Annotated in this window: 21 protein-coding genes; 6 read left to right on the top strand and 15 right to left on the bottom strand. The window is 63.2% G+C overall.

Going from position 1 to position 24878, the window contains the following annotated elements:
- Window positions 1–8: 8 nt before the first annotated feature.
- On the top strand, window positions 9–1553 hold the full coding sequence (locus tag LB545_RS09215; protein ID WP_140581587.1) for a trimethylamine methyltransferase family protein: 1545 nt from the start codon (window positions 9–11) through the stop codon (window positions 1551–1553).
- Between the two features lie 29 nt (window positions 1554–1582).
- Entirely contained in the window at window positions 1583–2485 is a 903-nt protein-coding gene (locus LB545_RS09210) for an SMP-30/gluconolactonase/LRE family protein (RefSeq protein ID WP_140581590.1), read from the top strand.
- A gap of 51 nt (window positions 2486–2536) precedes the next feature.
- On the opposite strand, the gene LB545_RS09205 is transcribed toward LB545_RS09210, so the two are convergent.
- From LB545_RS09205 to LB545_RS09160, 10 genes are all read right to left on the bottom strand, one after another.
- Window positions 2537–3310, bottom strand: a complete 774-nt coding sequence (locus LB545_RS09205; RefSeq protein WP_140581593.1) for an SDR family NAD(P)-dependent oxidoreductase — start codon at window positions 3308–3310, stop codon at window positions 2537–2539.
- Window positions 3311–3319: 9 nt separating this feature from the next.
- The gene (locus tag LB545_RS09200) at window positions 3320–4654 is read right to left on the bottom strand and encodes a dihydroorotase (protein WP_140581596.1); all 1335 of its coding nucleotides are present in this window, start codon (window positions 4652–4654) and stop codon (window positions 3320–3322) included.
- Window positions 4655–4669: 15 nt separating this feature from the next.
- Window positions 4670–5617, bottom strand: a complete 948-nt coding sequence (locus tag LB545_RS09195) for a polysaccharide deacetylase family protein (protein ID WP_140581599.1) — start codon at window positions 5615–5617, stop codon at window positions 4670–4672.
- A gap of 11 nt (window positions 5618–5628) precedes the next feature.
- On the bottom strand, window positions 5629–6654 hold the full coding sequence (locus tag LB545_RS09190) for an NAD-dependent epimerase/dehydratase family protein (RefSeq protein ID WP_140581602.1): 1026 nt from the start codon (window positions 6652–6654) through the stop codon (window positions 5629–5631).
- Between the two features lie 29 nt (window positions 6655–6683).
- Complete coding sequence (locus tag LB545_RS09185; RefSeq protein WP_140630272.1) at window positions 6684–7457, bottom strand: SDR family NAD(P)-dependent oxidoreductase; 774 nt, start codon at window positions 7455–7457, stop codon at window positions 6684–6686.
- Window positions 7454–8701: an MFS transporter gene (locus LB545_RS09180; protein ID WP_140581608.1), complete on the bottom strand. Its 1248-nt coding sequence runs from the start codon at window positions 8699–8701 to the stop codon at window positions 7454–7456. The genes LB545_RS09185 and LB545_RS09180 overlap by 4 nt, the downstream gene beginning before the upstream one ends.
- Window positions 8698–10779, bottom strand: a complete 2082-nt coding sequence (locus tag LB545_RS09175) for an ABC transporter ATP-binding protein (RefSeq protein WP_140581612.1) — start codon at window positions 10777–10779, stop codon at window positions 8698–8700. The genes LB545_RS09180 and LB545_RS09175 overlap by 4 nt, the downstream gene beginning before the upstream one ends.
- Window positions 10776–11657: an ABC transporter permease gene (locus LB545_RS09170; RefSeq protein ID WP_224704900.1), complete on the bottom strand. Its 882-nt coding sequence runs from the start codon at window positions 11655–11657 to the stop codon at window positions 10776–10778. Before LB545_RS09170 ends, LB545_RS09175 begins: the two co-directional genes overlap by 4 nt.
- A complete protein-coding gene (locus LB545_RS09165) occupies window positions 11654–12667 on the bottom strand; it encodes an ABC transporter permease (protein ID WP_140581615.1) in 1014 nt (337 codons plus the stop codon). Before LB545_RS09165 ends, LB545_RS09170 begins: the two co-directional genes overlap by 4 nt.
- Before the next feature lie 73 nt (window positions 12668–12740).
- A complete protein-coding gene (locus LB545_RS09160; protein WP_224704897.1) occupies window positions 12741–14414 on the bottom strand; it encodes an ABC transporter substrate-binding protein in 1674 nt (557 codons plus the stop codon).
- A gap of 497 nt (window positions 14415–14911) precedes the next feature.
- Between LB545_RS09160 and LB545_RS09155 the strand changes: the two genes are divergently transcribed.
- From LB545_RS09155 to hydA, 3 genes are all read left to right on the top strand, one after another.
- Complete coding sequence (locus LB545_RS09155; RefSeq protein ID WP_140581620.1) at window positions 14912–17332, top strand: FAD-dependent oxidoreductase; 2421 nt, start codon at window positions 14912–14914, stop codon at window positions 17330–17332.
- Window positions 17333–17402: 70 nt separating this feature from the next.
- Complete coding sequence (locus tag LB545_RS09150; protein ID WP_140581623.1) at window positions 17403–19073, top strand: ABC transporter substrate-binding protein; 1671 nt, start codon at window positions 17403–17405, stop codon at window positions 19071–19073.
- A gap of 139 nt (window positions 19074–19212) precedes the next feature.
- Window positions 19213–20574 carry a dihydropyrimidinase gene (gene hydA, locus LB545_RS09145; protein WP_140581626.1) on the top strand — a complete coding sequence of 454 codons (1362 nt, stop codon included), beginning with the start codon at window positions 19213–19215 and terminating at the stop codon, window positions 20572–20574.
- A 74-nt stretch (window positions 20575–20648) separates the two neighbouring features.
- Here the strand turns inward: hydA and LB545_RS31165 are convergent, their stop codons facing one another.
- A complete protein-coding gene (locus LB545_RS31165; RefSeq protein WP_411971075.1) occupies window positions 20649–20915 on the bottom strand; it encodes an amino acid synthesis family protein in 267 nt (88 codons plus the stop codon).
- A gap of 176 nt (window positions 20916–21091) precedes the next feature.
- Here LB545_RS31165 and LB545_RS09135 point away from each other — a divergent pair, with 176 nt between their 5' ends.
- Window positions 21092–21262: a DUF1330 domain-containing protein gene (locus LB545_RS09135; RefSeq protein WP_246678959.1), complete on the top strand. Its 171-nt coding sequence runs from the start codon at window positions 21092–21094 to the stop codon at window positions 21260–21262.
- A 118-nt stretch (window positions 21263–21380) separates the two neighbouring features.
- Here the strand turns inward: LB545_RS09135 and LB545_RS09130 are convergent, their stop codons facing one another.
- Genes LB545_RS09130 through LB545_RS09115 form a run of 4 tightly spaced genes read right to left on the bottom strand, consistent with a single transcriptional unit; the run spans window position 21381 to window position 24872 of the window.
- Window positions 21381–22370 carry an acetamidase/formamidase family protein gene (locus tag LB545_RS09130; protein WP_140551882.1) on the bottom strand — a complete coding sequence of 330 codons (990 nt, stop codon included), beginning with the start codon at window positions 22368–22370 and terminating at the stop codon, window positions 21381–21383.
- Window positions 22371–22394: 24 nt separating this feature from the next.
- Complete coding sequence (gene urtE / locus LB545_RS09125) at window positions 22395–23105, bottom strand: urea ABC transporter ATP-binding subunit UrtE (protein ID WP_140581628.1); 711 nt, start codon at window positions 23103–23105, stop codon at window positions 22395–22397.
- Entirely contained in the window at window positions 23098–23814 is a 717-nt protein-coding gene (locus tag LB545_RS09120) for an ABC transporter ATP-binding protein (RefSeq protein WP_140581631.1), read from the bottom strand. The genes urtE and LB545_RS09120 overlap by 8 nt, the downstream gene beginning before the upstream one ends.
- Window positions 23815–23816: 2 nt before the next feature.
- Window positions 23817–24872, bottom strand: a complete 1056-nt coding sequence (locus tag LB545_RS09115) for a branched-chain amino acid ABC transporter permease (protein WP_411971070.1) — start codon at window positions 24870–24872, stop codon at window positions 23817–23819.
- Window positions 24873–24878: the final 6 nt, after the last annotated feature.

Below are 24878 nucleotides of genomic sequence, written 5' to 3'. Positions count from 1 at the left end.
ACAGGCCGATGACGGCGCATGACAGGCGAAGCGGTGGACGGCGCACCAGAGCAGCGGGGCGCAGCGGCGGCGGCATCGCGCAACTGCCCTGGCAGAGCGTGACGAACCCTTACGCGCCGATGCGGATGCTGGACGAGGAGCAGATGGACAAGCTGCATCGCACCTCGATGCGGATACTTTCCGAGCTCGGCATCCGGGTGATGGGCGAGAAGGTGATGAGCATCTTCGAAGCCGCGGGAGCCATAGTCGACCGAGAGGAAAGCACGATCCGCATCGACGAGAGCATCGTGACCGAAGCGCTGAAGAGCGCGCCGTCGAGCTTCACGATCACATCGCGCAATCCGGAGAAGAGGATCAGGTTCGGTGGCAATTCGCTGGCGTTCGGCCTCGTTGCCGGCCCGCCCAACGTGCACGATCGCATCAACGGCCGGCGGCAAGGCAATCTCGCGGATTACGAGAATTTCATCCGCCTCGCGCACCACTTCAATGCCATCCACATCATCGGCAACCAGGTCGTGGCGCCGATGGAATTGCCGGCAAACTCCCGGCATCTCGACACCTACCGCGCAAACCTGGCGCTTTCCGATTTGGGCTTCCACGCCTCCGCGATAGGACGTGGCCGCGCCATGGACAGCATCAACATGATGGCAATCACGCGCGGCATTCCGGTTGAGGAGATGAGGTCTTCGCCGGGCGTCACAACCATCATCTCCGTGAACTCGCCGCGCCTGTTCGACGAGGCGATGGCGGAGGGGCTGATCGCCATGGCAGAGCACGGCCAGCCGGTGACAATCACGCCGTTCACGCTGATGGGCGCGATGACCCCGGTCACGCTGGCCGCCGCCCTGGCGCAGCAGAATGCCGAAGCGCTTTTCGGCGTGACGCTGACGCAACTGATCAATCCCGGCACGCCGGTGATGTACGGCGCCTTCACCTCGAACGTCGACATGCGCTCCGGCGCGCCTGCCTTCGGCACGCCCGAAAATGCCAAAGCCAACATCGTCGCCGGCCAGTTGGCCCGCCGCTACAATCTGCCGTACCGCACCTCAAATGCGAATGCGTCGAACGTCGTCGACCTGCAGGCCACCTACGAAACAGAGATGGCGACCTGGGGCGCGGTGCTCGGCGGTGCGAACCTGATCTATCACGCCGCCGGCTGGCTCGAGGGCGGGCTGACGGCCTCCTACGAGAAGCTGATCCTCGATGTCGAGATCCTGCAGAACATGATGGAGTTCCTGCGGCCGATGCCCTTCGAGGAGGACGACCTTGGCTTCGAGGCGATCAAGTCGGTGCCGACCGGAGGCCATTTCTTCGGCTCCGAGCACACCATGGCGCGCTACGAGACCGCTTTCTACCGACCGATGCTGTCGAACTGGCAGAACTACGGCGCCTGGCAGGAAGCCGGTGGCCATGACGCGCTGGAACGGGCGACCCAGCTCTGGCAGCAGGCGCTGGCCGAATATGAAGAGCCCGTCCTGGACCCCGCGGTCCGTGAGGAACTGGATGACTACGTGGCGCGCCGGAGACTTGAGATCGGCGACCAGGAGCCCTGATCGACTTCAAACAGAAGGAGTGGACTGGCATGACCAAACTGCATCTGCTCGGTACCGCGATCGCTCTTGCCCTGACAGCGTCTGCGCAAGCCGCCGACGTCAAGGTCATCAACGACGACGCCTGGTTCGCGGAAGGCCCGATCTGGTTCCAGGACAAGCTGTTCTACGTCGAATACGGGCGCAACACCGTCGATGTGTGGGATGGCAAGAAGAACGAAATCTTCTGGAAAATGGACGGCTGCGGGCCCTCGGCGGTCCTGCCGACCGCCAAGGGCGAGTTCGTCGTAACCTGCTACGACAGCAACTCGATCGGCCGCATTTCGGCCGATGGCAAGACCCTCGATGCCTACGACAAGGACAAGGACGGCAAGCCGTTCAGCGGCCCCAACGACTTCGCGCCGGACAAGGATGGCGGAATCTATTTCACCGGCTCTGGCAAGGGCGGCGCTGCGATCGACGCGTCGGCCTACTACATCGGCAAGGACGACAGCGTGGCGAAGGTCGCGGACGACCTGCACAACGCCAACGGCCTGGTCATGTCGAACGACGGCAAGATCCTCTATCTGGTCGAAACGGAAGACAACCGCATCATCGAATTCGATGTCGCCGCCGACCATAGCCTGAGCAACAGGCGCGTCTTCCTGCGGCTGGACGACCTGTTCCCGGACCAGCCGCATATCTGGCCGGACGGCATCAAGATGGACAACGCCGGCGAGATGTATATCGGCCAGAGCCCGCGCTCGCTCGACGCACCCGGCAAGATCATCGTCGTCGATAAGGACGCCAAGCTTCTTCGCACGCTGTCGGTGCCGTCCCCGTCGATGCCGAACTTCGCATTCGGTCCGGACGAGAAGGAACTCTACGTCATGGCCTTGGACCAGATCGACGCTGCGCCATGGCACGGCAAGGTCTACGAGATACCGAACAAGTAGCCGTTATCGAGCACGACTTATCGGTTCGCAATATGCAGGCTGGATGGCCGGTCAACCCGCCATCCAACCGCCGTCGACCACTAGATTGACGCCGGTCATGTAAGTGGACAGGTCGCTAGCGAGGAACAGGGCTGCGCCGGCGACGTCGTTCGGCTGGCCGAGCCGCGGCCATGGCGTGCGGCGGCGCGAATAGTCGAGGGCGTCGGGATCGTTGGCGACGCCCGGCTTGCCGGTGATGATCTTGCCGGGCGCCACGGCGTTGCAGACGACCAGGTCTTCCGCGTGGTCGACAGCGATCTGGCGCGTCATCTGGACGATGGCCCCCTTGCTCACCGAATAGGGGAAGTCGCCGGGGCAAGCCACCATGCCGTGCTGCGAGGATATGTTGACGATGCGGCCGCGCACGCCGTTCACCGGCTCCTGCCTGAGCATCTGCAATACCGCGTGCTTCGAACAGTAGAAGAAGCCGGTGACGTTGACCGCCATGACCTTCGCCCACTGTTCTAGCGTGGTCTGGGTCAAAGTCGTCGAGGTGTAGATGGCTGCATTGTTGACCAGCACGTCGAGCCGACCGAAATGGCCGATTGCCTGCTGAGTCATGTCTTCGACCGCGCCGTTGTCCGAAATGTCGACGGACAGGAAGATCGCCTCGCCGCTTGCCGATTGGATGGCCTGAGCGGTCGGCTCTCCGCCTTCGACAGGCTCTTCGCGCACATCGGCCACGACGACCCGCGCGCCTTCCTGCGCATAGCGCCGCGCGATGGCCCGGCCGATGCCGGAGCTCCCGCCGGTGACGATTGCTACCTTGCCTTCCATAATACCCATCTCGCTGCCTTAGCCTTCCCGCCGCGCCACCTGGCCTTGCCCCGGCCGGGTCAAAATGCCGTGGCGGACGATTTCCACGCCTCGAAGAAATACCTGCCGCAAAGTTGCCGACACGCTCCAGCCGTCGAACGGTGTATAATTCGCTTTGGATTTCTGGTCCGCGTTGCGCACGGTGAAAGTCCGCTTGGGGTCGAGAAGCAGGATATCGGCGTCGAACCCGACGGCGAGCCGGCCTTTGCGCTTGCCCAGCCCGAAACGGTCGGCGGGGTTGGCCGCGCACATCCGCACGATATCGGAGATGCCGATCAGGCCTTCGTCTGCCAGCTTCAGCATCACGGGCAGCAGCGTCTGCAAACCTGGCATGCCACCTGGAATATCGGCGAATGCGGGATAGGCGGCGGCCTTTTCCCGTGGGCTGTGCGGCGCATGGTCTGTGCCGATGACATCGATCATGCCAGAGGCAACGGCCTCGCGCAGGCGTCGGACATCTTCCGGCGATCGCAACGGTGGCGAGCCCTTCAGCGTGGCTCCCTGGGTCTCATAGTCGTGCGCCGTGAAAAACAGGCTTTGTGGCGTTGTCTCGACGCTGGCATCGGCCAGATCCCGCAGGCGGTGCCACGTCTCGACGCCGAGCGCCGAATTGATCTGCCGCACATGGATACGGGTGCCGGCCTCGGTCGCTGCCAGCACGGCGCGGGCAATGCCGTTGGCCTCCGCCGCCGGTGGCCTGCTCTTCAGGAACGCCGCTATGTGGCCGTCATGGTCACGTGCCATGCTGCCTTCGAGCAGCGATTGGTCGCCGGGCGACACCCCGATTGTCGTGCCGAAAGGCACCATCACCTTCAGGGCTTGCAGCACCGCATCCGTCGTCTGGAACAGAAAATCCTTTGGGACGTCGGCGGTGAAAAGCTCGAACGAGACCGGCGCCATTTCGGCCACGGCGGCGATCAGGCCAAAATCCTTGGTAAGCACGGCCTGGAAACCCACATCGACATTCAGTTTTCCGGTCGTCAGCGCCATCTTGTCGGCGAGTTGATCCGCCGTCGCCGTCCAGGGCTCGTCTGTCGGCATGTCGAGCACGGTCGTCACCCCGCCGAGTGCGGCCGCATGCGTGCCGGATGAAAAGTCCTCCTTGTGGGTCAGTCCCGGTTCCCTGAGATGCGCATGCGCATCGATCAGCCCAGGCAACAGGAAACAGCCGGCGGCGTCGATCAGGGTGCGCGCCTCGGCGGATTCTCCGGGCTGGACCAGGGCGGCGATCCTGCCGCCATGGATCGCGACGTTGCGGCGCGCTTCTCCATCGGCATTGATGATCGTGGCGCCTGTGATGAGCGTCTCAAACATGACGCATCTCCGCTGCTAGTGGCCCTGTCTGCGGGTAAAACTGTCCTGATTGTCAATCCAGTAGCGGGCGATGTCGGCCCGGCGCATGAAGATAACGCCAGGCGTTTTCTGTATATGCTCGATGACCGCCCGCAGGCCCGCAGCCCGGTTCGGCTGACCCATCCAGCGCGCATGCACGCAGATGTTCAGCATGCGCCCGCCGGTCTCGTCGGCTTCCCAAAGCATGTAGTCGATCGCCGAGCGGCAATCCTCGGCGAAGTCGCGCGGGTTGCTGTAGCCCGGCGCGATGAGGAAGCGGCTGTCGTTGAGCGTCTTGGAATAGGGCACGACCAGGATGCGCTGGCCGCCATGGTCGACGAAATAGGGCAATTCGTCGTTGCAGGGGTCGGAGTGATAGAGAAAGCCGCCCTCTCGCACCAGCAGGTCACGTGTGTTGACACTCGGGAACGACCGGCAATTCCAGCCCAGCGGCCGGCGGCCAAGCACCTTCTGGTAGAGCGTGATCGCCTCGTGCAACTGCCTTTCCTCTTCCTCGCGCGGCATGCCGGGATAGTCGGTCCAGCGCAGCCCATGCCCGAGCAGGTCGTGGCCGCGCGCATTCATCCATTCGGCGACGGCGCGGTTCTTCTCCAGCGCCACCGCGCAGGCCGAAACCGTGATCGGCACGTTGTAGCGGTCGAAAAGCCGGGCGAGCCGCCAGACGCCGACCCGGCTGCCATATTCGAAATGCGTCTCGGTGCCGAGGTCGCGGTGCGGTGATGTGCCGTTGTTGTTGTACTCGCCCCAATTGTCGTTGCGGCCGTCGTCCAGCCAGTTGTATTCCGAGCCTTCCTCGTAGTTCAGCACGAGGTTGATCGCGACCTTCGCGCCACCCGGCCAGATCACATAGGGTGGGTTCGCCCCATAGCCGACGAAGTCGCGCGGCTGGGCGTTCGCCGGATGTGAAGCAGCGTTCGGTGCCATGGCAATCCCTCTCAATTCGTCTCGTTGGCGGAAATCCAATCCATATAGGCGTGGAAGGCTTCCTTGCCGGGGCGCGGCCGCCACCCGGTGTCGCGCATGATCCGGGCGATATCGTAGGCCCCCCACATGCCGCCTTTCAGTGACGTGTCCTGGACGATATTGGCATCGGCGCCGGCGCTGACCTCGGCCTTCAAACCTGGAACCCGCTCGCGCGTCCACCCGATGATGTCGCCGATCGTCTGGCCGCCGCCGGAACCGATATTGTAGTGGCGATAATTGAGGCGCGGCGCGTCGATCAGCGCCAGAATGGCAGCGGCGACATCGGTGGAAGTGACGTAGTCGCCGACCGATTCAAGGCTGTTCGGCCTGATCGTCTCGCCGGCCAATGCCATGTGCGCGACGCGGTTTGGAACATGGCGGAAATTCCGGCTCTCCGTGGCGCGGTCCATCGGCCCATAGACGGACGCGAGACGCACCGAGATCGCCGACAGACCGAACAGGTCGGCGTACCGATTGGCCACCATTTCGGAGGCGAATTTGGAGATGCCGTAGAGCGTGAGCGGCGCGACATAGCCGTCCTCTGGCAGCGGCTCGCCGCTCCAGTCCGGCCCGTTGTGCCGGTAGACGGAGCCGGAACTGACATAGACGAAGCGCTTCAGGGCAGGCCGCGTGCGGGCCCAGTCCAGCATGCGCACCGTGCCCATGAGATTGACGTCGACGATGCGCGCCGGGTCCTCGGCCTCAGGCTGCCGCTTGGCTTCCGAAGCGCTGCCGCGCGAGATCGGGGTGATGGTCGCACCGTGCACGATGGCCGAGATGTTCTGCCCGTCCAGCGCGGCGGACCATGTCTTCGGGTCGAGAATATCGGCGCTGACGACGGTGAGCCTATCGCGCATCGGCGCGAAATGCTTTTCGGCGGCCGCGTCGAGATTAGACCGGTCCAGGATCACAGCCCGCGCGGTCGGGTCGCGGTCGAGCCAGGCGCGGGCGACGACGCTCATGACGAAGCCGGTGCCGCCAGTGACGAGCAGGGTCATCGGATCAACCTCCAATACCGGAAAGGGGTTCAGCGTACGGCATAGCCGCCATCCACGAGAAGGTCCGTGCCGGTGACGAATGAGGCATCGGACGAAAGCAGGAAGGCGCAGGCGGCGGCGATCTCTTCAGGTTGGGCAATGCGCCCGAGCAGATGCGCCGGCCCGAGACCCTCGTCGGCCGCCTTCAGGTCCGGCCAGCGTTGCAGCAGGCGCGCGGTCGCGACAGCGCCGGGCGACAGGCTGTTGACGCGGATGTGTTGCCCGGCATGGTCGACGGCCATGGCCTTGGCGAGATGCATAAGGCCGGCCTTGGCCGCGCAATAGGCCACCGCCTTGCCGACGGCGACGCGCGCGAATTGCGAGCCGATCAGGACGATCGAGCCGCCGCCGCCGGCCGCCATCAAGGGCACTGCGAATTTGGAGACCAGGAAGGCGCCGGTGAGGCTGACGTCCAGCTCCAGCCGCCATTTGTCGAGCGCGAGATCGGCGACCGTGCCGTCGGTCGATGGGGCGGCGGCATTGTGGACCAGACCGTCCAGCCCACCGAATGCCCGGCCTGTAGTGGCGACCGCGGATTTGACCGAATCCGGATCGGTGACGTCGCAGCCGACCGCCAAGGCGTTCGATCCGAGACTTGCGACAAGCGCCTGCGTTGCCGCCATGTCGCGATCCGCGCAGGCGACGCGAGCGTTCTCCTCGACGCATCGGCGTGCGATCGCGGCGCCGATCCCGCTTGCGGCGCCGGTGATCAGAATGACCTTGCCGGTCAGGCGGCCGGGCAGGGGGGATGCGGCGGCTGTCACGGCTCGCCTCCCGAGGGCTGCACGACCACAATCCCCACCGGGCGCTGCCGCAAGTTGATGCAAGCCGCGATTGCCACCAGAATGCCGCCGGTGCCGAGCACCAACAGCATGGCCTGCGGGGCGGTGTGCTCCATGAGCGCCGCGGACAGGCCGGGCGTCAGGATATTGCTGATTGAATAGAGCAGCAGCAACGTGCCGGAAGCGGCAACCATATGACGGCTGTGCATTCGCGAATTGGCGAAGGCTATCGCCACCGGATATACGGTCAGCGCCGTGGCGCCATAGATGAAGAACAGCAGGAAGAGGAATGGCAGCGGCCTGGTTCCGATCCAGGCGATGGATGCGCAGAGCGACACCGAAAGCAGGCCCTGGATGAGCAGTATCACACGCCTGTCGAACCGGTCCGAGAGCCATCCGACTGGCGTTTGCGCCAGCATCCCGGCGATGCTGACGGTCGTCACCAGGCCGACGGTCGCGCTGGCGGATAGCCCGATCTTGGCGCCATAGATCGGGGTCAGAACGAAAACGTTCATGTTGGTGACGCCGGCCTGGAAGACGCTGACCACCGTAACGGGCGCCAGCCGCAGCAACTGGATGACGCCGTAACGCTCTTCCTTCGCCGGGATGTCCGGCACGGACGGTTCATACTGCGGAGCAGGCAGGGCAGGCCATGGCTTTGAGACGAAGCGTGCAAGCACTGCCATTAATACCGTGGCCGCGCTGACCCCGAACAGATGGGGCGAGTGCGCCCCGACGATCTCCAAAAGCACCTGGCCGAGCAGCACGGCGATCGCTGTTGTCATCATGTAGACGGAAAACAGCCTGCCGCGATTGTGCTGGTCAGCATAAAGGTTGATCCAGCTTTCGCACACGACGAACATGGCCGCCATGGCCAGCCCTCCGAGCAGGCGGAAGCAGAACCATGCCGGCAGCAGATCGGTGAACACGAAGCCTGATGTGCCGATCGCCGCGATCACGGTTATGATGAAAAAGGCGCGCTCGTGGCCTACCCGCGACACCAGTGGACGAGCAATGAGGCAACCGACGAGGAACCCGAGCGGGTAGGCGGTGAGCACCAATTGCACGTTTGGGGGCGCGATGCCCGGCGCGCTCAAGGCCAGTGACACGGCCGTCGTCAGCATGGAGCTGCCGATGCCGGCCAGGCAGATGAGCGCCATGATCGGCAGGATGGCGCGCGATCGTTCCGCCTGACGCCAGAGACGGGCCAGCGACCATGTCCTCATTTAGGGCCACGCGCCTCGTCCATGAGGGTGAGCGCGGCCAGATCCGTCTTCGGGATATGGCAGGCGATCTCGTGCGTGGGGGACATTGTGCGGATCGGCGGCGGCTCGCTGTCGCAAATAGGACCCACCTTGCGATGGCACCGGCTGGCAAAGCGGCAGCCGGTAGGAACGTTGACGGGACTAGGCGTGTCTCCGGTCAGCGTGATCCGCCTGCGCCCGGCGCCTTCCGCTTTCGTGCTGCGGATCGCCGAAATCAGGGCCTCGGTGTAGGGATGGGTGGCGCCGCCGAAGATTTCATCGACCGTGCCTTTCTCCATCACCTTGCCGAGGTACATGACCACGACCTTGTCGGCGACATGGCGCACCAGCGCCAGATCGTGGCTGATGAACAGCATCGTCGCGTGGCGGGTCCGCTGGATGTCGAGCAGCAGCGTCACCACCGCCGCCTGCACCGAGACGTCCAGCGCCGATACCGGCTCGTCGGCGACGATCAGCGACGGGTCGGAAGCGAAGGCGCGGGCAATGGCGATGCGCTGTTTCTGTCCGCCCGACAACTGGCTTGGCTTACGCGCCGCGAAGTCCGGCGAAAGCCGCACCATCTCGAGCAGTTCGCGCATGCGCTGGTCGATGGCTGCCTTGCCCGTGCGAATGCCGAATTTCTTCAACGATCGGCGGATGGAGAAGCCGGCGCTGTGCGAGGGATTCAGCGTCGAATCCGGATTTTGGAACACCATCTGGATCGATTGCAGCAATTGTTTAGGCCGAGAGGCTGCTTCGATCTTTGCGATGTTTTCGCCGGCCATGCGGATTTCACCCGATGTGGCGCGGTCGAGGCCGGTGACGATGCGCGCAAGGGTCGACTTGCCGCAACCGGACTCGCCGACCAGCGCGACGATTTCGGCCTTGCCGGCCTCGAAAGACACATGCTCGTTGGCCTTCAGCGTCCTGTGGTTGCTGAGGTGGTAGAGCTTGGTGACATCCGATACGGCTATTGCGGCCTCCGGCGCCGTTCTCTCTTCGGCCAGCGTCGGCAGGTCGCGGCGACCGAGGTCGAGTTCAGGCCAGCGCACGCAGCGCACCAGATGGTGCTCTCCCGCCGGTTCGAGGATGATTCCGGGCTGGTCGCACAGGCCGGCCTTGAAACCGGCGCAGCGCGGCCCGAACAGGCAGCCGCGCGGCCGCTCCGAGGGCAGCGGGATGTGACCCGGAATGGCAGCCAGCGTGCGGCTGTGCTTGCCGTGGTCGATGTCGGGAATGCAGTCGATCAGCCCTTGCGTGTAGGGGTGCCGCGGTTGGCCGAACAGCTCGCCTGTCGGCGCTTCTTCGACCAGTTCGCCGGAATACATGATGCCGACGCGGTCGCAGCTCTCGGCGATCAGGCCGAGATTGTGGGAGATGAACAGCAGGCTGGTGCCGTAGCGCTGGCGCAGCTCCCCAATCAGGTCGATCACCGCCGATTCCACCGTGACGTCGAGGCCGGTGGTCGGCTCGTCGAGCAGCAGCAGAGAAGGCCTGCCCAGAAGCGCCATGGCGATCACGACCCGCTGCTGCTGGCCGCCGGAAAGCTGATGCGGATACCGCTTCAGCATGTCGCCGGCGTCTGGCAGGCGCACGTCCTTCAGCATGGCTGCCGCCATGTCGAGCGCGTCGGTTCGGCTGGCGTCGAGATGGAGCATCGGCACTTCGGCAAGCTGCGCGCCGATGGTCTTGACCGGATTGAGCGCGCTCATCGGATCCTGATAGACCATGGCGATGCGCCGCCCGCGCATGGAGCGCAGTCTGTGTGCCGGCGCGCCGACCAGATCCTCGCCTTCGAAGCGGATGCTGCCGCCGGCGATCAGGCCGGTGGCGCCGAGATAGCCCATGATGGCCATCGCGGTCGTGCTCTTGCCGCAGCCGGATTCGCCGACCAGCCCATAACTTTCGCCCGGTCTGACCTCGAACGACAAGCTTGGCACGGCAACGACGGTCTCCGCCTTGGCGCGAAACTCGATGCGCAGGTCCCGGACCTCGAGCAGCGGGGCGTCCGCGGCTTGCCCCTTCGGCGCTGGCGCCAATATGTCAGCAGTCGGAATCATGGCTTCCAGGCTTCCCGCAGGCCGTCGGCCAGGAGGTTGAAGCCGAGCACCAGGCTGACGATTGCAATCGACGGCAGCACCGACATCAGCGGCCAGACGTTGAGCACGGTCGTGCTTTCCTTGACCATGCCGCCCCAATCGGGGTTGGGCGGCGGCAGGCCGAGGCCGAGGAAGCCGAGGATGCCGATGGTGATGATCGTGTAGCCGATGCGCAGGCAGGCATCGACGATCAGCATGCCGCGGCAGTTGGGCAGCAGCTCGACCAGCATGATGTAGAGCGTGCTTTCGGCGCGCAGCCTAGCCGCAGCGATGTATTCCTGCTCCTTCAGGCCGAGCACCAGCCCTCGCGTTATTCGCCCGATGCCCGGGGCCGAAGCGACGGTCGAGGCGATGACGATGTTGAAGACGGACGGGCCGATATTGGCGATCAGTATGACGTAGAGGACCAGCACCGGGAAGGCGAGGATGATGTCGGACAGCCGACTGATGAGGGCATCGATCCAGCCCCCGTAATAACCAGCGATCATTCCCAGCGTGATGCCGACTATCATGGCGATGGCGACGGAGAGCGGCGCCACCACCAGCACGGTGCGGGCGCCGAAGATCAGCCGCGACAGCTCATCGCGGCCGAGGATATCGACGCCAAGCCAATGCGCGGCCGAAGGCGTCGGGTCGGCGAGCGCCATCACGTCCTGTTCGGTCGGCGAGTAGAGCGGCAGGACCGGCGCGAGGATCGCTGCTAGTACCCAGAAGCCCACCAGGAATAATCCGATCATCGCGGTCGGCGAGCGCAGCATCCGCGCCCATTTCAGGCGCGTCCTGCCCGTCGGCTTGGCAGCCGTCCCGTCCATCGCTCTCTGTTCGGCCACTGCGTTCATTTCAACCTTATGCGTGGGTCAAGCAGCATGTAACCGAGGTCACCGAGGAACTGCGTCGTGACCGCGATGGCGACGGTGATCAGCGTGGCGGCTTCGATGGTCGCGATGTCGCCGAACAGGCTGGCGTCGAGCAGCAGCCGACCGAAGCCGGGATAGGCGAAGACGAGTTCCGTCACCACCACGCCGCTGATGAGGAAGTTGATCTGCAGCAGAAGCACCGTGAAAGGCGCGATCATGGCGTTGCGTAGGGCGTGGCGCATCACCACTTGGCGCGTGCTCATGCCCTTCAGCACCGCGGTGCGGATGAAAGGTTTTTCCATCACGCCGATCATCGAGACTCGGATCATGCGCGCGACATAGCCGAAGTCGTAGATGACGAGCACCGCGACCGGCAGCACGAGTTGCGATGGAATGGACCAGCCGCCGTCGGAATCCAGCGGACTGGTGCCCGGCAGCACCGGCCACAGGATGACGAACAGGGTAACCAGGAAAACGCCGGAAGCGAATTCGGGGATCGAGGTGAAGGTGATGCATATGATCGACAATGCCCGGTCGAGTACGCCGCCTTCCTTGAGGCCCGACAGGATGCCGAAGACAATCGACAAGGGCACGATCAACAGGAAGGCCAGTCCGGCCAGGATCGCCGTATTGCCGAGCCGGTCCCAGATCACATCGTTGACGGGCAGCTTGTTGAGCGTCGAATAGCCGAAATTGCCGAAGTACTGGGCGCCTCGCGGGTCCGTGAAATTGAGCCCGGTGCTGGGGTCCTGAAGCGGGTCCGGAATGACGCCGAGCAGTATGCCCGCCCAGCGGCCGTAACGCACCAGCAGCGGATCATCCGCCTTCAGCTTCCTGGTGAGGAAATCGACCTGTTCCTGGGTCGCGAAAGGCCCGAGGGATTTGCGCGCGACGCTGCCCGGCGTGAATTCACAGACGGCAAAAACAAGAAACGAAGCCGCCACCATGGTGAGCAGCATCATCGCCAGTCGTCTCGCAACGAATCTCGCCATCGGCCGGAATGTCCGCTCCTGATGCAATCGGGGTTGAATGCCCGGTCGCCTCGAAGGCGGCCGGGCAAATTGGTCAGGCGGCGACGACCGCGTAGTCCTTGGCGAAAATATACTGCGAAGGATGGAGTTCGAAACCCTGCACCTTCTTGTCCATCACGGTCGAGAAGATGCGCCAGAATGGCTGCACGATCGGCCCTTCGTCCTGCATGATCAGCTCGATCTTCTCCATCACCTTGGAACGCTCCTTCGGGTCGAGGATGCCTTCGGCCTGGGTGAGCAGCTTGTCGAACTCGGCATTGGAGAAATGCGACTCGTTCCACGCTCCATTGGTGCGGTAGGCTAGGCCGAGCGTCATGATGGCGAGCGGGCGATGCCCCCATGCCGTCAGGCTGAACGGCGCGCTGGTCCACACTTCCCAATACTGGGCGCTCGGCAGCGACTTGATGTTGGCTTTGATGCCGATGTCCTTCAACTGCTCGGCCATCGCCTGTGTCGTGTTCAGTTCCCAGATCGGATCGGGCCTTGTCACGACGTCGATCTCGAAGCCATCGCCCTGGCCGGCGTCGGCCATCAACTTCTTTGCCTTCTCGATGTCGCGCGGCCATTTCGGCAGCGCGGCATACTCGGGATGCGACGGCGCCACGTGGTGGTCTTCCGCCGGCGTGCCGGCGCCGAGCAGGACCGTCTGGATGATCTTGTCGCGATCGATCGCGTAGCGCATGGCCTGGCGCACGCGCTTGTCCTTGAATTGCTCGACGTCGGGATGCATGCGCATCACGATGGTCTGCGTGGTTTCGACCTTATGGATCGCGACGTGGGGGAAAGCCTTCATAGAATTGATCTGGACCGCGTCGGCTTCCGACAGTCCGTCAACCTGCTTGGAGGCCATTGCCGCGATGCCGGCGCCCGGATTGTCGCCGAGGTCGACGAACTCGAACGTGTCGAGATGCGGCGCGCCGCCCCAATAATCAGCTCGCGCCTTGTATTTCGCGCCCTTGCCGACCGTGTATTCGACGATCTCGAACGCTCCGGTGCCATTAGCGCTCGGACCGAAGGCGCCGTTGTCCTTCGGGTCGAGAATGAACATAGGATAGTGGAACAGGTGTTCGGCGACCGCGATCTGCGGCGAGAACAGGTTGAGCCGCACCGTGCTGTCGTCGACCTTCTCGATCGCCTTGTCGGACCACAGCCGGCTCGACTTCTTGGGATTGCCCTTGTCGTCCTTTTCGCCGGTGTCGTATTCCTCGACCAGGTAGCCGGTGAACAGGCCGAGCACGGAGGACCCGACAGCCGGATCGCTGACCCGCTTCAGGTTCCAGACCACGTCGTCGGTGTTCAGCGCTCTGCCGTCGCGCCATTTCACGTCCTTGCGGATGTGCAGCGTCCAAGTCTTCAGGTCGTCGCTGACGTCCCACTTTTCGAGCAGATAGGGACGGGTGATGTTGTTGCGGTCGGTGAAGGTCAGATATTCGCAGACCTGGCGAATGATGTTCGACTTCTCGGCGAAGTCGGCCAGATGCGGGTCCTTGATCTCCATGCAGCGCATGCCGATGCGCAGGTTTCCGCCTTTCGGCAAATCCTGCGCGCGGGCCTGCGTCGACGGGTCGACGAGACCGGCCATGGCATAGGCCGCTCCGGCCGAAAGACCGAGCAGCGTCGACTTGCGCAGGAAGTCCCTGCGGCTGATCGCGCAGTCGTTGAGCTGATCGACGAGTGTCGGGATATACGCGTGTGGAGCCTTATCCAAGATATTGACCTCCGAGTTGTCACAATGCGCTGGTTGGATGGGCGTCCCGGCGCTGCCGTTCGGTCGGCAAGGAACCGAATTCGCTGGCGGACGCGCAACTCCAAGGCCCGTGGTGACAATGCGTGGTCGGCGAAAAGGCTTGCCGGAAAACCGGCCTGTCCCCATGCCGCGGATGCATGTCCATAGCGGTGGCTCCCATTCGTGGCGCCGTTGATACAGCTGCTCATTTCCCCACTAGAAGCTACACCGGGCCCCCCTGTCCACAAACGAAGATTAATGTGGCTATGACCTCGTTTTTTTTGGCCAAAATCATAGCCGAAACCGGGATTGGCGCCCAATTGCAGGCTTTACAGCCATTTGTCGGGCTTTCTACACTGCCGATAGTCGAAAAAGTGAGGTCATGCCGGCGAACGTAAGCCGAGCCCAGCCCTCAGTCACCATCATGCCAATTGCAAATCTGCCTGCCCTCGGACCTAGAGCCAAAAGGAACACGTGAAATGCGGACCCATGCCCAGGCTGTTGTGATCGGCGGCGGTCTGATCGGATGCTCCATCCTTTATCATCTCGCGAAACATGGCTGGACCGATGTCGTGCTATTCGAGCGCGATGAACTGACCTCGGGCTCGACTTGGCACGCCGCGGCCAACATCCACGGCCTGCACGACTCCACCAACATCAGCCGTCTGCAGCATTACACGATGGCGCTCTACAAGGAGCTGGAGAAGGAGACGGGGCAGGGCTGCGGCGTCTTCCAGCCGGGATCGCTCTACCTTGCCCAGACCGAGGCGCGGGAACATCAGCTCAGGCTGCAGGAGGCCAAGGCCCGCCGCTACAAGATGAATTTCTACGAGGTCGACCGGGCCGAGGCTGAGCGGCTGCACCCGCTGGTGGATTTCGATGGCATACGCTGCATCATGTACGAACCCGAGGGCGGCAACGTCGATCCTTCGGGCGTCACGATGGCCTATGCCGCCGGCGCGCGCCAGCGCGGCGCAGAGATCCACCGCTTTACCCCTGTGACAGGAACGGAGCAGCAGCCGGACGGCAGCTGGATCGTGCGCACCACCAAAGGCGACGTGCACGCGCAATGGGTGGTCAACGCCGCCGGCCTGTGGGGACGCGAGGTCGCCGCCATGGCCGGGCTGGAACTTCCGCTGATCCCCACCGAGCACCAGTATTTCGTGACCGAGACCATCCCGGAAATCGCCAATATGGGCAGGCGCCTGCCTTCGGTCGCCGACCGCGACGGCGAATACTACCTCCGCCAGGAGGGCCTTGGCCTGCTGATCGGCGCCTATGAGCGGGCGATGAAATTCTGGGCGGAGGACGGCACGCCGCTGGATTTCGGCCATGAGCTCTTCCCCGACGATCTGGAGCGCATCGAGGAAAACATGATGCGCGCCATCGCCCGCGTGCCGGCGGTTGGCGCCGCGGGCATCAAGAAGGTCATCAACGGGCCGATGATCTGGTCGCCGGACAGCGCGGCGCTGTTCGGTCCCGTGCCGGAGTTGAGGAACTATTTCTGCTGCAACGGCCTCATCCCTGGCTTCTCGCAATCCGGCGGACTCGGCAAACTCGCCGCAGAGTGGATGATCGAGGGCGAGCCGACGCTCGACATGTTCGGCTGGGATCTCGCCCGGTTCGGCCACTGGGCAAGCAAGGCCTTCGTCAAGGCGCGGGTGCAGGATCAGTACAGCCACCGTTTCAAGATCCATTTCCCGAATGAGGAGCGCGCGGCAGGGCGGCCGGTGCGGACGCGACCGGCCTATGCCATGCAGAAGGATAAGGGCGCAGTCTTCGGCCTGAATTTCGGCTGGGAGCATCCGCTGTGGTTCTCGACCGACGGCGAGCCTCGAGAAGAGACGATAGGGTTCACCAGGCAGAACTGGTGGCATCCCGTCGGCCGCGAGGCGCGCATGCTGCGCGACCACGTCGGCGTTATCGATGTTTCCAACTTCGCCAAATACGAGGTGAAGGGGCCGGGTGCCGAGGCTTGGCTGAACGCACTCTTCGCCAACAAGATCCCTGCCAAGGTCGGCAAATCCTGCCTGACGCCGCTGATCGGCAAGCGCGGCGGCATTGCCGGCGACTTCACGGTGACCAAGCTCGGCGAAGACGAATATCGCATTTTCGGCTCCGGCATGGCCGAACGCTACCATCAGCGCTTCTTCAAGATGGTGCCGTTGCCTCCAGACACCACGTTCCGCTCGCTGACCGAGGCGATGTGCGGCTTTAATGTTGCCGGACCGAAGTCGCGCGCGGTGCTGCAGCGACTTGCCAATGACGATCTGACGACCGAATCCTTCCCCTTCATGGCATCGCGCCGCATCACCGTTGCACGCGTCGATGTCATCGCATTGCGCGTCTCCTTCACCGGAGACCTCGGCTGGGAACTCTACTGCGAAGAGAAGGACCAGACTGCCCTTTACAGCGCGTTGCTCGACGCCGCGCGGCAGGAAGGCGGCGGGCCGGTCGGCTCGCGCGCGCTGATGTCACTCAGGGTCGAGAAAGGCTACGGCAGTTGGGGTCGCGAATATTCGCCCGAATACTGGCCGCAGGAGGTCAGGCTCGACCGGCTGGTCAAGATGGACAAGGGCGACTTCCTCAATCGGGGCGCCTATGCTGCGCTGGCCTCCAAGCCGGCGCGCGACGAGTTGATCATGATCTCGATCGAGGCGGAGGATGCCGATGCGACGGGCGGCGAGCCGATCTTCCTGCCGGACGGCACGCCGGTCGGCCAAGTCACGTCCGGCGCCTATGGCTACCATGTCGGCATGTCGCTGGCGCTTGGCTACGTGAAGGCGGGCTCCGTCAAGTCCGGAGAAGCGGTCACGGTCGCGATCCTCGGCCACCCGCACAAGGCCGTGTTGCTCGACCGGCCGCCTTTCGACCCCGATGGCAAGAGACTGCGGGCCTGATTATGAAAATCGTGGCGCGCCAAAAGGGTTATCGCATGATCTAGACCTGCGGCAACTGGGAGGTAATACCGTGGAAAAAGCATCGCATCCCTATATTCCTACGCTTCTCGACCAGATGAAGGACGGCCGGATCGGCCGCCGCGACTTTCTCAGGAAGGCAACGCTGCTTGGGCTTTCGGCGACGGCCGCCTATGCCATGGCGGGGCTGCCCGAGCCTATGTCCCAGGCTCGCGCCGAGGATATGCCGAAAGGTGGAAATCTGCGGATCGGCATGCGTTGCCAGGAGATCAAGGATCCCCACACCGTCGACTTCTACGAGAAGTCCAACGTCATCCGCCAGGTTTGCGAATTTCTGACCTTCACCGATCGCGATAACATCACCCGTCCTTACCTTCTGGAGAAATGGGATGTCAGCGACGACCTGAAAACCTGGACGCTGCATGTTCGCAAGGGCGTGAAATGGCACGACGGCAGGGACTTCACCGCCGACGACGTCGTATGGAACCTCAAGCGTGTCTGCGATCCCAAGGTCGGCTCTTCGATGCTGGGCCTGATGACGGGTTACCTCGTCGAACAGTACGATACGGGCGAGAAGGACGACAAGGGCAACGCAAAGATGTCGAGCCGCCTGTGGTCCGACAATGCCATCGAGAAGGTCGACGATCATACCGTCAGGCTGAATTGCAAGTCGCCCCAGGTGGCGGTGGCGGAACATTTCTTCCACTACGCGATGCCGATCATCGATCCCAACAACAATGGTGCGTTCGGCGTCGGCACGAACGGAACCGGGCCGTTCGAACTCATCGAGTACAACATCGGAAAGAACGCCAAGTTCAAGGCCAGGACGGACTATTGGGGCGGAGGCCCGTACCTCGACACGTTCGCCTTCGTCGATCTTGGTGACGGCGCCGGGGCCGGCATCGCCGCCATGGCCTCGAAACAGGTCGATGGCCTGTCGACTGCGGATCGCGTCGAAATCAACTCGATGAAGAGTTTCCCGCATGTTGCCGTCTACAGCGTCCCGTCGGCCCAGACGACGGTCGCGCGCATGCACCCGGAAGGTCCGTTCGCCGACAAGCGCGTGCGCCAGGCGATGAGGCTCGCCGTGGATCGCAACAAGATCATTCAATTGGCCCTGCTCGGCGGTGGAGCGGAAGGGGAGGATCACCACGTCGCCCCGTCGCATCCGGAGTATGCTCCGTTGCCCAAGATCGATCGAGACGTCGAGAAAGCGAAGAAGCTTCTGGCCGACGCCGGATTCCCGGATGGGTTCGAGCACGACATGATCACGCGCTCCGAACCGGCCTATGAGGTCGCCATGGCTCAGACGCTGGTCGAGCAGTTCAAGGACATCGGCGTGAAGATCAACATCAAGACCCTGCCGAATGCCCAATATTGGGACATATGGACCAAGGTTCCGTTCTCCATCACGGGATGGAGCCATCGGCCGCTCGGCATCATGACGCTGGGGTTGGCCTACCGCTCGAACGTGGCATGGAACGAGTCGCATTTCTCCAACGCCGAATTCGACAAGCTGCTGACCCAGGCCGAGGGCATCCTCGATCCGAAGGAGCGCTCCAAGGTGATGGAGAAGATCGAGCTGATCCTGCAGGACGAAAGCCCGATCATCCAGCCTTACTGGCGCGACCAGCAGACCGTGATGGACAAGAAGGTGAAGGGCTTCGAGAAGCACCCGTCGGAGTTCATCTTCGCCAAGGATTACGCAGTCGTGGCGGCCTAGACAGCGCCGGCTCGCCGTCGACTGGAAGACGGTTCACGCCCTCCCGAAATCTCTGGGAGGGCAGGGACCTTGCCCCTATCGGCGTCGCATCACGCGGTGCGCCCCTCTGAATTCTCACCAAGCTGAAGGTGGAAACTCCATGAGCTACGATCTGGCTATCAAAAACGGCACGGTGATCACCGCCAATGATACGTTTCTTGCCGATGTGGCTATAAACGGCGAACAGATCGCTGCCATTGGGCAGGGGTTGGTCGGGCAGAGGGAAATCGACGCGCGGGGTCGTTATGTGCTTCCCGGAGCCATCGATGCGCATGTGCATCTGACTGACCCGCGCTACGCCCCGCTCTATACGCCGGGTGCGGATTCGTTCGGGGTCGGCAGCAGGGCCGCTGCGATCGGCGGCGTGACGACATTCGTCGATTTCGCGTCGCCCTATGCCGGCGTCAATCTCGTCAAGGAATTGGATGTCCGGCAAAAGGAGGCCGAAGGCGAGGCGGTGATCGACTATGCGTTCAACCTCACGATACGCGACACCGACCCGTCGCGAATTGGAGAATTGCACGACATCTTCGATCGCGGGGTCACCTCCATCAAGATGTTCATGGCCTATGACGGCTATCGGCTGAACGACACCACCATCTTCAGCGCGATGGAAGTCATCGCCGAACGCGACGGCCTCGCGGTGGTCCACGCCGAAAACGACGACATCATCAGGATGCTGAAGGCCCGTCTGGCGAAGGAAGGCAAGACCGGCACGGAGTGGTATCTGTCGACACTTCCTTCCGCGACCGAAGGCGAGGCCGTCCATCGCGTGATAGCCTTCGCGGCCTACACCGGCGCCCGCCTGATCCTCTATCACCAGACCTGCGAGGAAGGCGTGCGCGAGATCAGGCACGCCAAAGCACGTGGTCAGAGCGTGTATGGCGAGGTCTGCGTGGCCTATCTGGTTTACACCAGCGACGACTATGAGCGAACCCTGGCCAACGGTTTCTCCATCCAGACCAGCCCGCCGATACGGGAGAAGCGCCATCAAGATGCGCTTTGGCAGGCTCTCGCGGACGGCACTCTCGACATCGTGTCCACCGACCATGGTCCGCGCAAGCGGCCCCCGGGCCAACCCGCCCATGGGATATCGGGTATCGAGGCCCGTCTGGCGCTGATTCATCATTTCGGCGTGAACGCAGGCAGGCTCAGCCTCAACAGGTGGGTCGAGGTGTGCTGCACCAACCCTGCGAAAATCTTCGGCCTCCCCAAAAAGGGTCAGCTCCTGCCCGGCTACGACGCGGATGTGGTGGTGTTCGATCCGAACAAGGAATTCACGTTCTCGGCCGAGACGCTCCATTCCGACATCGATTACAGCTCCTACGACGGCATATCGGTGCGTGGATATCCGCAAATGACGATCAGCCGCGGCGAGGTCGTCGCAGATGGCGGGTCGTTCGTGGGCAAGCCCGGGCGTGGCCGGTTCATCGAACGGGGAACAGGGAAGCGCTCCTCATAGAGGTTGCGCAAATACGCCAGGCTGTCTTCGCCGCGCCAAACGCGCGGCACGCCGCAGCGCGGCGCTTGCCAGAACTAGGCTGAATCGACATTCAGCGCATCCATAGCATTGCTGCGGCGAGGTGGATGAAAGCAAGGAAGTGGAGGGCGCGACGACCGAAGCGCGTTGCGCAGCGTCGCTGCGGCATGTTCGATGTCTCCGCCAGGACCGACAATAGCGGCCTTGCCATAGGAGACGACGGGTTTCGAAAGAAGCATCGCCGCCTCGCGCACGAGCAGTTCTCCGGGTTCGGCGCCATAGGAGACAAGCTCCAACAGGTCTTCGGCAGCCTTGCCTGCCAGCGGGTTCTGGACAACGGCGCACGCGGCGGCGCGCGTGACCGCGGAGTTGTCTACGCTAGGAAACGGTCGTCGCCGGAGGAGAGTCAGATGAAACAGAAAGCCTACTGGATTGCATCCTCGAGCTGTTCGGCAAGTATGGCGGCAGATATCTTGTAAGGGCAGGGCGTTCGAAGGTTGTGGAAGGCCAGGGGCGGGACCGTAACATCATCATCGAGTTACCGGACTACGACACCGCGCTCGCCTGCTACGAATCCCCGGAATACCGGAAGGCGATTGCCCTTCGGAAAGACGCGTCGATCAACGATATAATTGTTGTCGAGGGCGTGCTCTCGGATCCTTTGCAATGATGGTCGCAGACTGAACGCCGACAGCACTCTGTTGCCTTCGGTGCGCAGGACATGACCGACATTGGCGATGAACCGGCCGCGCTAGTTCAGCACCGAAGATCCGGCTTCGAAAAGATCGTCACGCCAGGTAGTGCTTCAGGATGGAGGCACCCAGCGTGTATTTCGGGTCCACCATGTTGCCCAGCCTGACCCGGCCGACCTGTGTCAGAAGCATATAGGCGTCGAGCTCGGTGAAGCCGTATTCGGCGGCCATCCAGCGGACCAGTTCGCGATAGGCGATGCGGACGGCGTCCTCCATCGGACGCCCGGAACCGATCGTCATGATCGACTTCTCGTTCTCGAGCCGGGCCCATTTGAAGTTCCAGCCCTTGATAAGGTCGATCTGCACGGTCGTCACGGTCGGGTGCTCGATGGCGACGCCGCAAAGCTCGCCGTCACCCTGGTTGGCGTGGCAGTCGCCGAGATAGAGCAGGCCGCCGGCCGCATTGACCGGCAGGTAGATGACGGCGCCGGGTGCGACATCCGGCAGATCCATGTTCCCGCCGTAATAGTCCGGTTGCAGGGAGGAGATCGCCTCGATCTCCGGGGAGGTGCCGATCGTGCCGATGAAGGGCTCGTAGGGGATCGTGATCTTGTCGTTCCAGACCACGCCCTTCTTGGCATCGACATGCAGCTTCTTGACCCGCTCGGGAAGGGGTGCGTTGAGCACGGCCGTATCGCCGGTGCCCACCAGCCCCCCGAATTCGGTAATCAGGCAGGTGGTGCCGCATGGCTGTTCCCCGCGGGGGCGGACCTCCTTGATGTAAACGGCCAGGCAGTCACCCTTTTCCGCGCCGTTGACGAAGATCGGTCCGTTCTGTGGATTGAGATAGGGGAAATTCAGAAGCTTGCTGGGTACGTCCGTTTCCTTCCTGATGACGCCCTCGAACGCGTCATGTGTCTCCACCGACACCTCGGCGCCGGGATCGACCCGCAGCACCGGCTCCACATAGGGTCCGTAGACATAGTGGTACTTCCCCTGGTCGGCCTCCGTCATGTTGTGGACGGTCTTGACCTTTCCCTTGGCGACGCCCCGTCTAGCCATGATCGAGTTTTCAAGCCAGGACATTTGTCTCTCTCCTTATGATCCGGCCTAGACGGCCAGGTATTTCCTGATGGTGTCGCGGTCTTCGAGTTCGTGCGGCGTCACATGCGCGACGATCCTGCCCTTGTCGATCACGTAGCAGCGCTGGGCCAAGGCCTTGATCATGTCGAGGTTCTGCTCGACGAACATGATCGTCATGCCGCTGTCCCTGTTGAGTTGCTTGATGATGCGGCCGATGTCCTGCACGATCGACGGCTGGATGCCTTCGGACGGCTCGTCGAGCAGGAGAAGTCGCGGCGATCCGACGAGGACGCGTCCGATGGCGAGCTGCTGCTGCTGGCCGCCGGACATGGTCCCGGCTTGCTGTTTCGATCTTTCCTTCAGGATGGGGAAGAGCTGGTAGATGTGCTCGTAGATGTCGGGCGCGACGCGCCCCTTCATGGATTCCCCGACCTGGAGGTTTTCCCGAACCGACATGCGGGGGAAAACGTCTCGCCCTTGCGGGACGTAGCCTATCCCGAGCCGCGCCCTGCGGAATGGCGTCAGTCCCGTCAGCTCGGTCGAATCCAGCCGGATTGTCCCCGCCATGCTGTCGACCAGCCCGATCAGGGTCTTCATCAGGGTCGATTTGCCGACGCCGTTGCGGCCTATGACGGCCACGATCTCGCCCTTGGCGACCTCGAGGTCGATGCCCTGCAGGACCGGCTTGCCGCCATAGCCGGCGCGAAGGCCTTTGATCTGGAGCAGGGCCTCAGTCATGGTTCTGTCCCAGATAGATGGCCGCGACCCGATCGTCGGCGACGATCTCGTCGATCGTGCCTTCGGCGAACAGCCGCCCGAAATGAAGGACGGAGACCCGCTGGGCGACTTGGCGAACGAACGCCATGTCGTGCTCGACGGCAAGCACCGTCATGCCCTCGGCGTTGAGCTGCTTGACGATCTCGCCTGTCATGAAGGTTTCCTCGGGGGACATCCCCGCGGTTGGCTCGTCCAGAAGCAGCAGCTTGGGTTTGAGGCTGATGGCCATGCCGATCTCCAGCCACTGTTTGAAGCCATGGCTGAGGTTGCCCGCCAGCTGAAGCGCCACCGGCCGCAATTGCAGGAAATCGAGCAGCCGCTCAACTTCCTCGTCGAGCGTCGCTGGCCCGACACGGTGCTGCAGGGCGATTTCGAGGTTCTGGCGGGCGCTCAGCGCGCCGAAAATGCCCGGCACCTGGAATTTCACGCTCATGCCCCGGTTGATGCGCTGGAACGGCTTGAGGTGCGTGATGTCCTCGCCGTCGAACAGGATCGTCCCGCTCGAGGGCTGGTGCTCTCCCAGAAGGAGTTTGAAGAAGGTGCTCTTGCCGGCGCCGTTCGGCCCGATCAGGCAGTGGATCTTGCCGGCCTCCAGCGAGAAGCTGACGTCGGCGGCGACATGAAGGCCGCCGAAGCGTTTGTTGAGTTTTTCCGTCCTGAGCAGCGCCATCGTCACTTGCTCCCGCCCTTGCGCGAAAACAAGGAGGCCAGGAGCAGCCCTGCATTCGCGACAAGGCCCTTGGGGGCCAGCAGGACCGTGCAGACCAGCAACAGGCCCATCACCACCAGCGCGTACTGGCTGCCGTAGATCGTCAACGCCTGGAAGGCGGATAGGACGACGAGCGTGCCGATGAGCGTCGCCGTGAGATCCGACCGGCCGCCAACCGCCACCCAGATGATTGGCAGCGCCGCCGAGGTGATGCCCATGGAGGAGGGCGTGATGTATTGGCCCCAACTGGTATAGAGCACGCCGCTCAGCCCGGCGAGGGCAGCGCCGAGGATGAAGGCCGCAAGCTGGTATCTGCGCACGTCGTAGCCCAGCATTTCGGCGCGTCCGGGATTTTCCCGGATGGCGACCAGCACGTTGCCGAACTTGGAATTGACCAGCACGCGCAGGCCGAGATAGACGGCGACGACCAGGCCTAGAACCACGTAGTAGAGGCCGATGTCGGGAAAGAGCACCAGTTCGCCGCCGAACCAGGGCAGGGTGAGCGGCGGCATGCCGCTCATGCCGTTGAAGCCGTTGAGCCGCGCCGATCCGACTTTCCATTCCGGACCGGCGGTCTGCGCCATGAAGCGCTCGAGGGCGAGCGTGACCGACAAGGTCACGATGCCGAGGAAGATGCCGCTGATGCGACCAAAGAACAGGAAGTAGCCCAGGATTGCCGCGAACAGCGCCGCGATCGCGACGGCGAGCAGGACAGAAACAAGGCCGAGACCGGAGGCGGTGCCGAAGTTGATCGTTAGGATGCCGTAGCTGTAGCCGGCGATGCCGAAGAACGCGGTCTGGCCGAAGGACAGCGAGCCGCCATATCCCCAGATGACGCTGAGGCCGAGCGCCATGAACGTCCAGTTCAGGAAGTAGATGTTGTTGCCGACATCATAGCCGTCGGCGAACAGCGGATAGACGAGGGCGGCGACGAGAACCAGCCCGAACAGGCTCCAGAACACAGGCCCGCGGCCCATGGTCTGCGGCCCCTCGAAGCGTTTGAAAATCCGTGACAGCATCATCTT

This window comes from Mesorhizobium sp. BR1-1-6, assembly GCF_020165355.1.
GTDB lineage: Bacteria > Pseudomonadota > Alphaproteobacteria > Rhizobiales > Rhizobiaceae > Mesorhizobium.
Note: the sequence above shows the minus strand (reverse complement) of the source record. Positions and strands in the feature narration are given on the sequence as shown.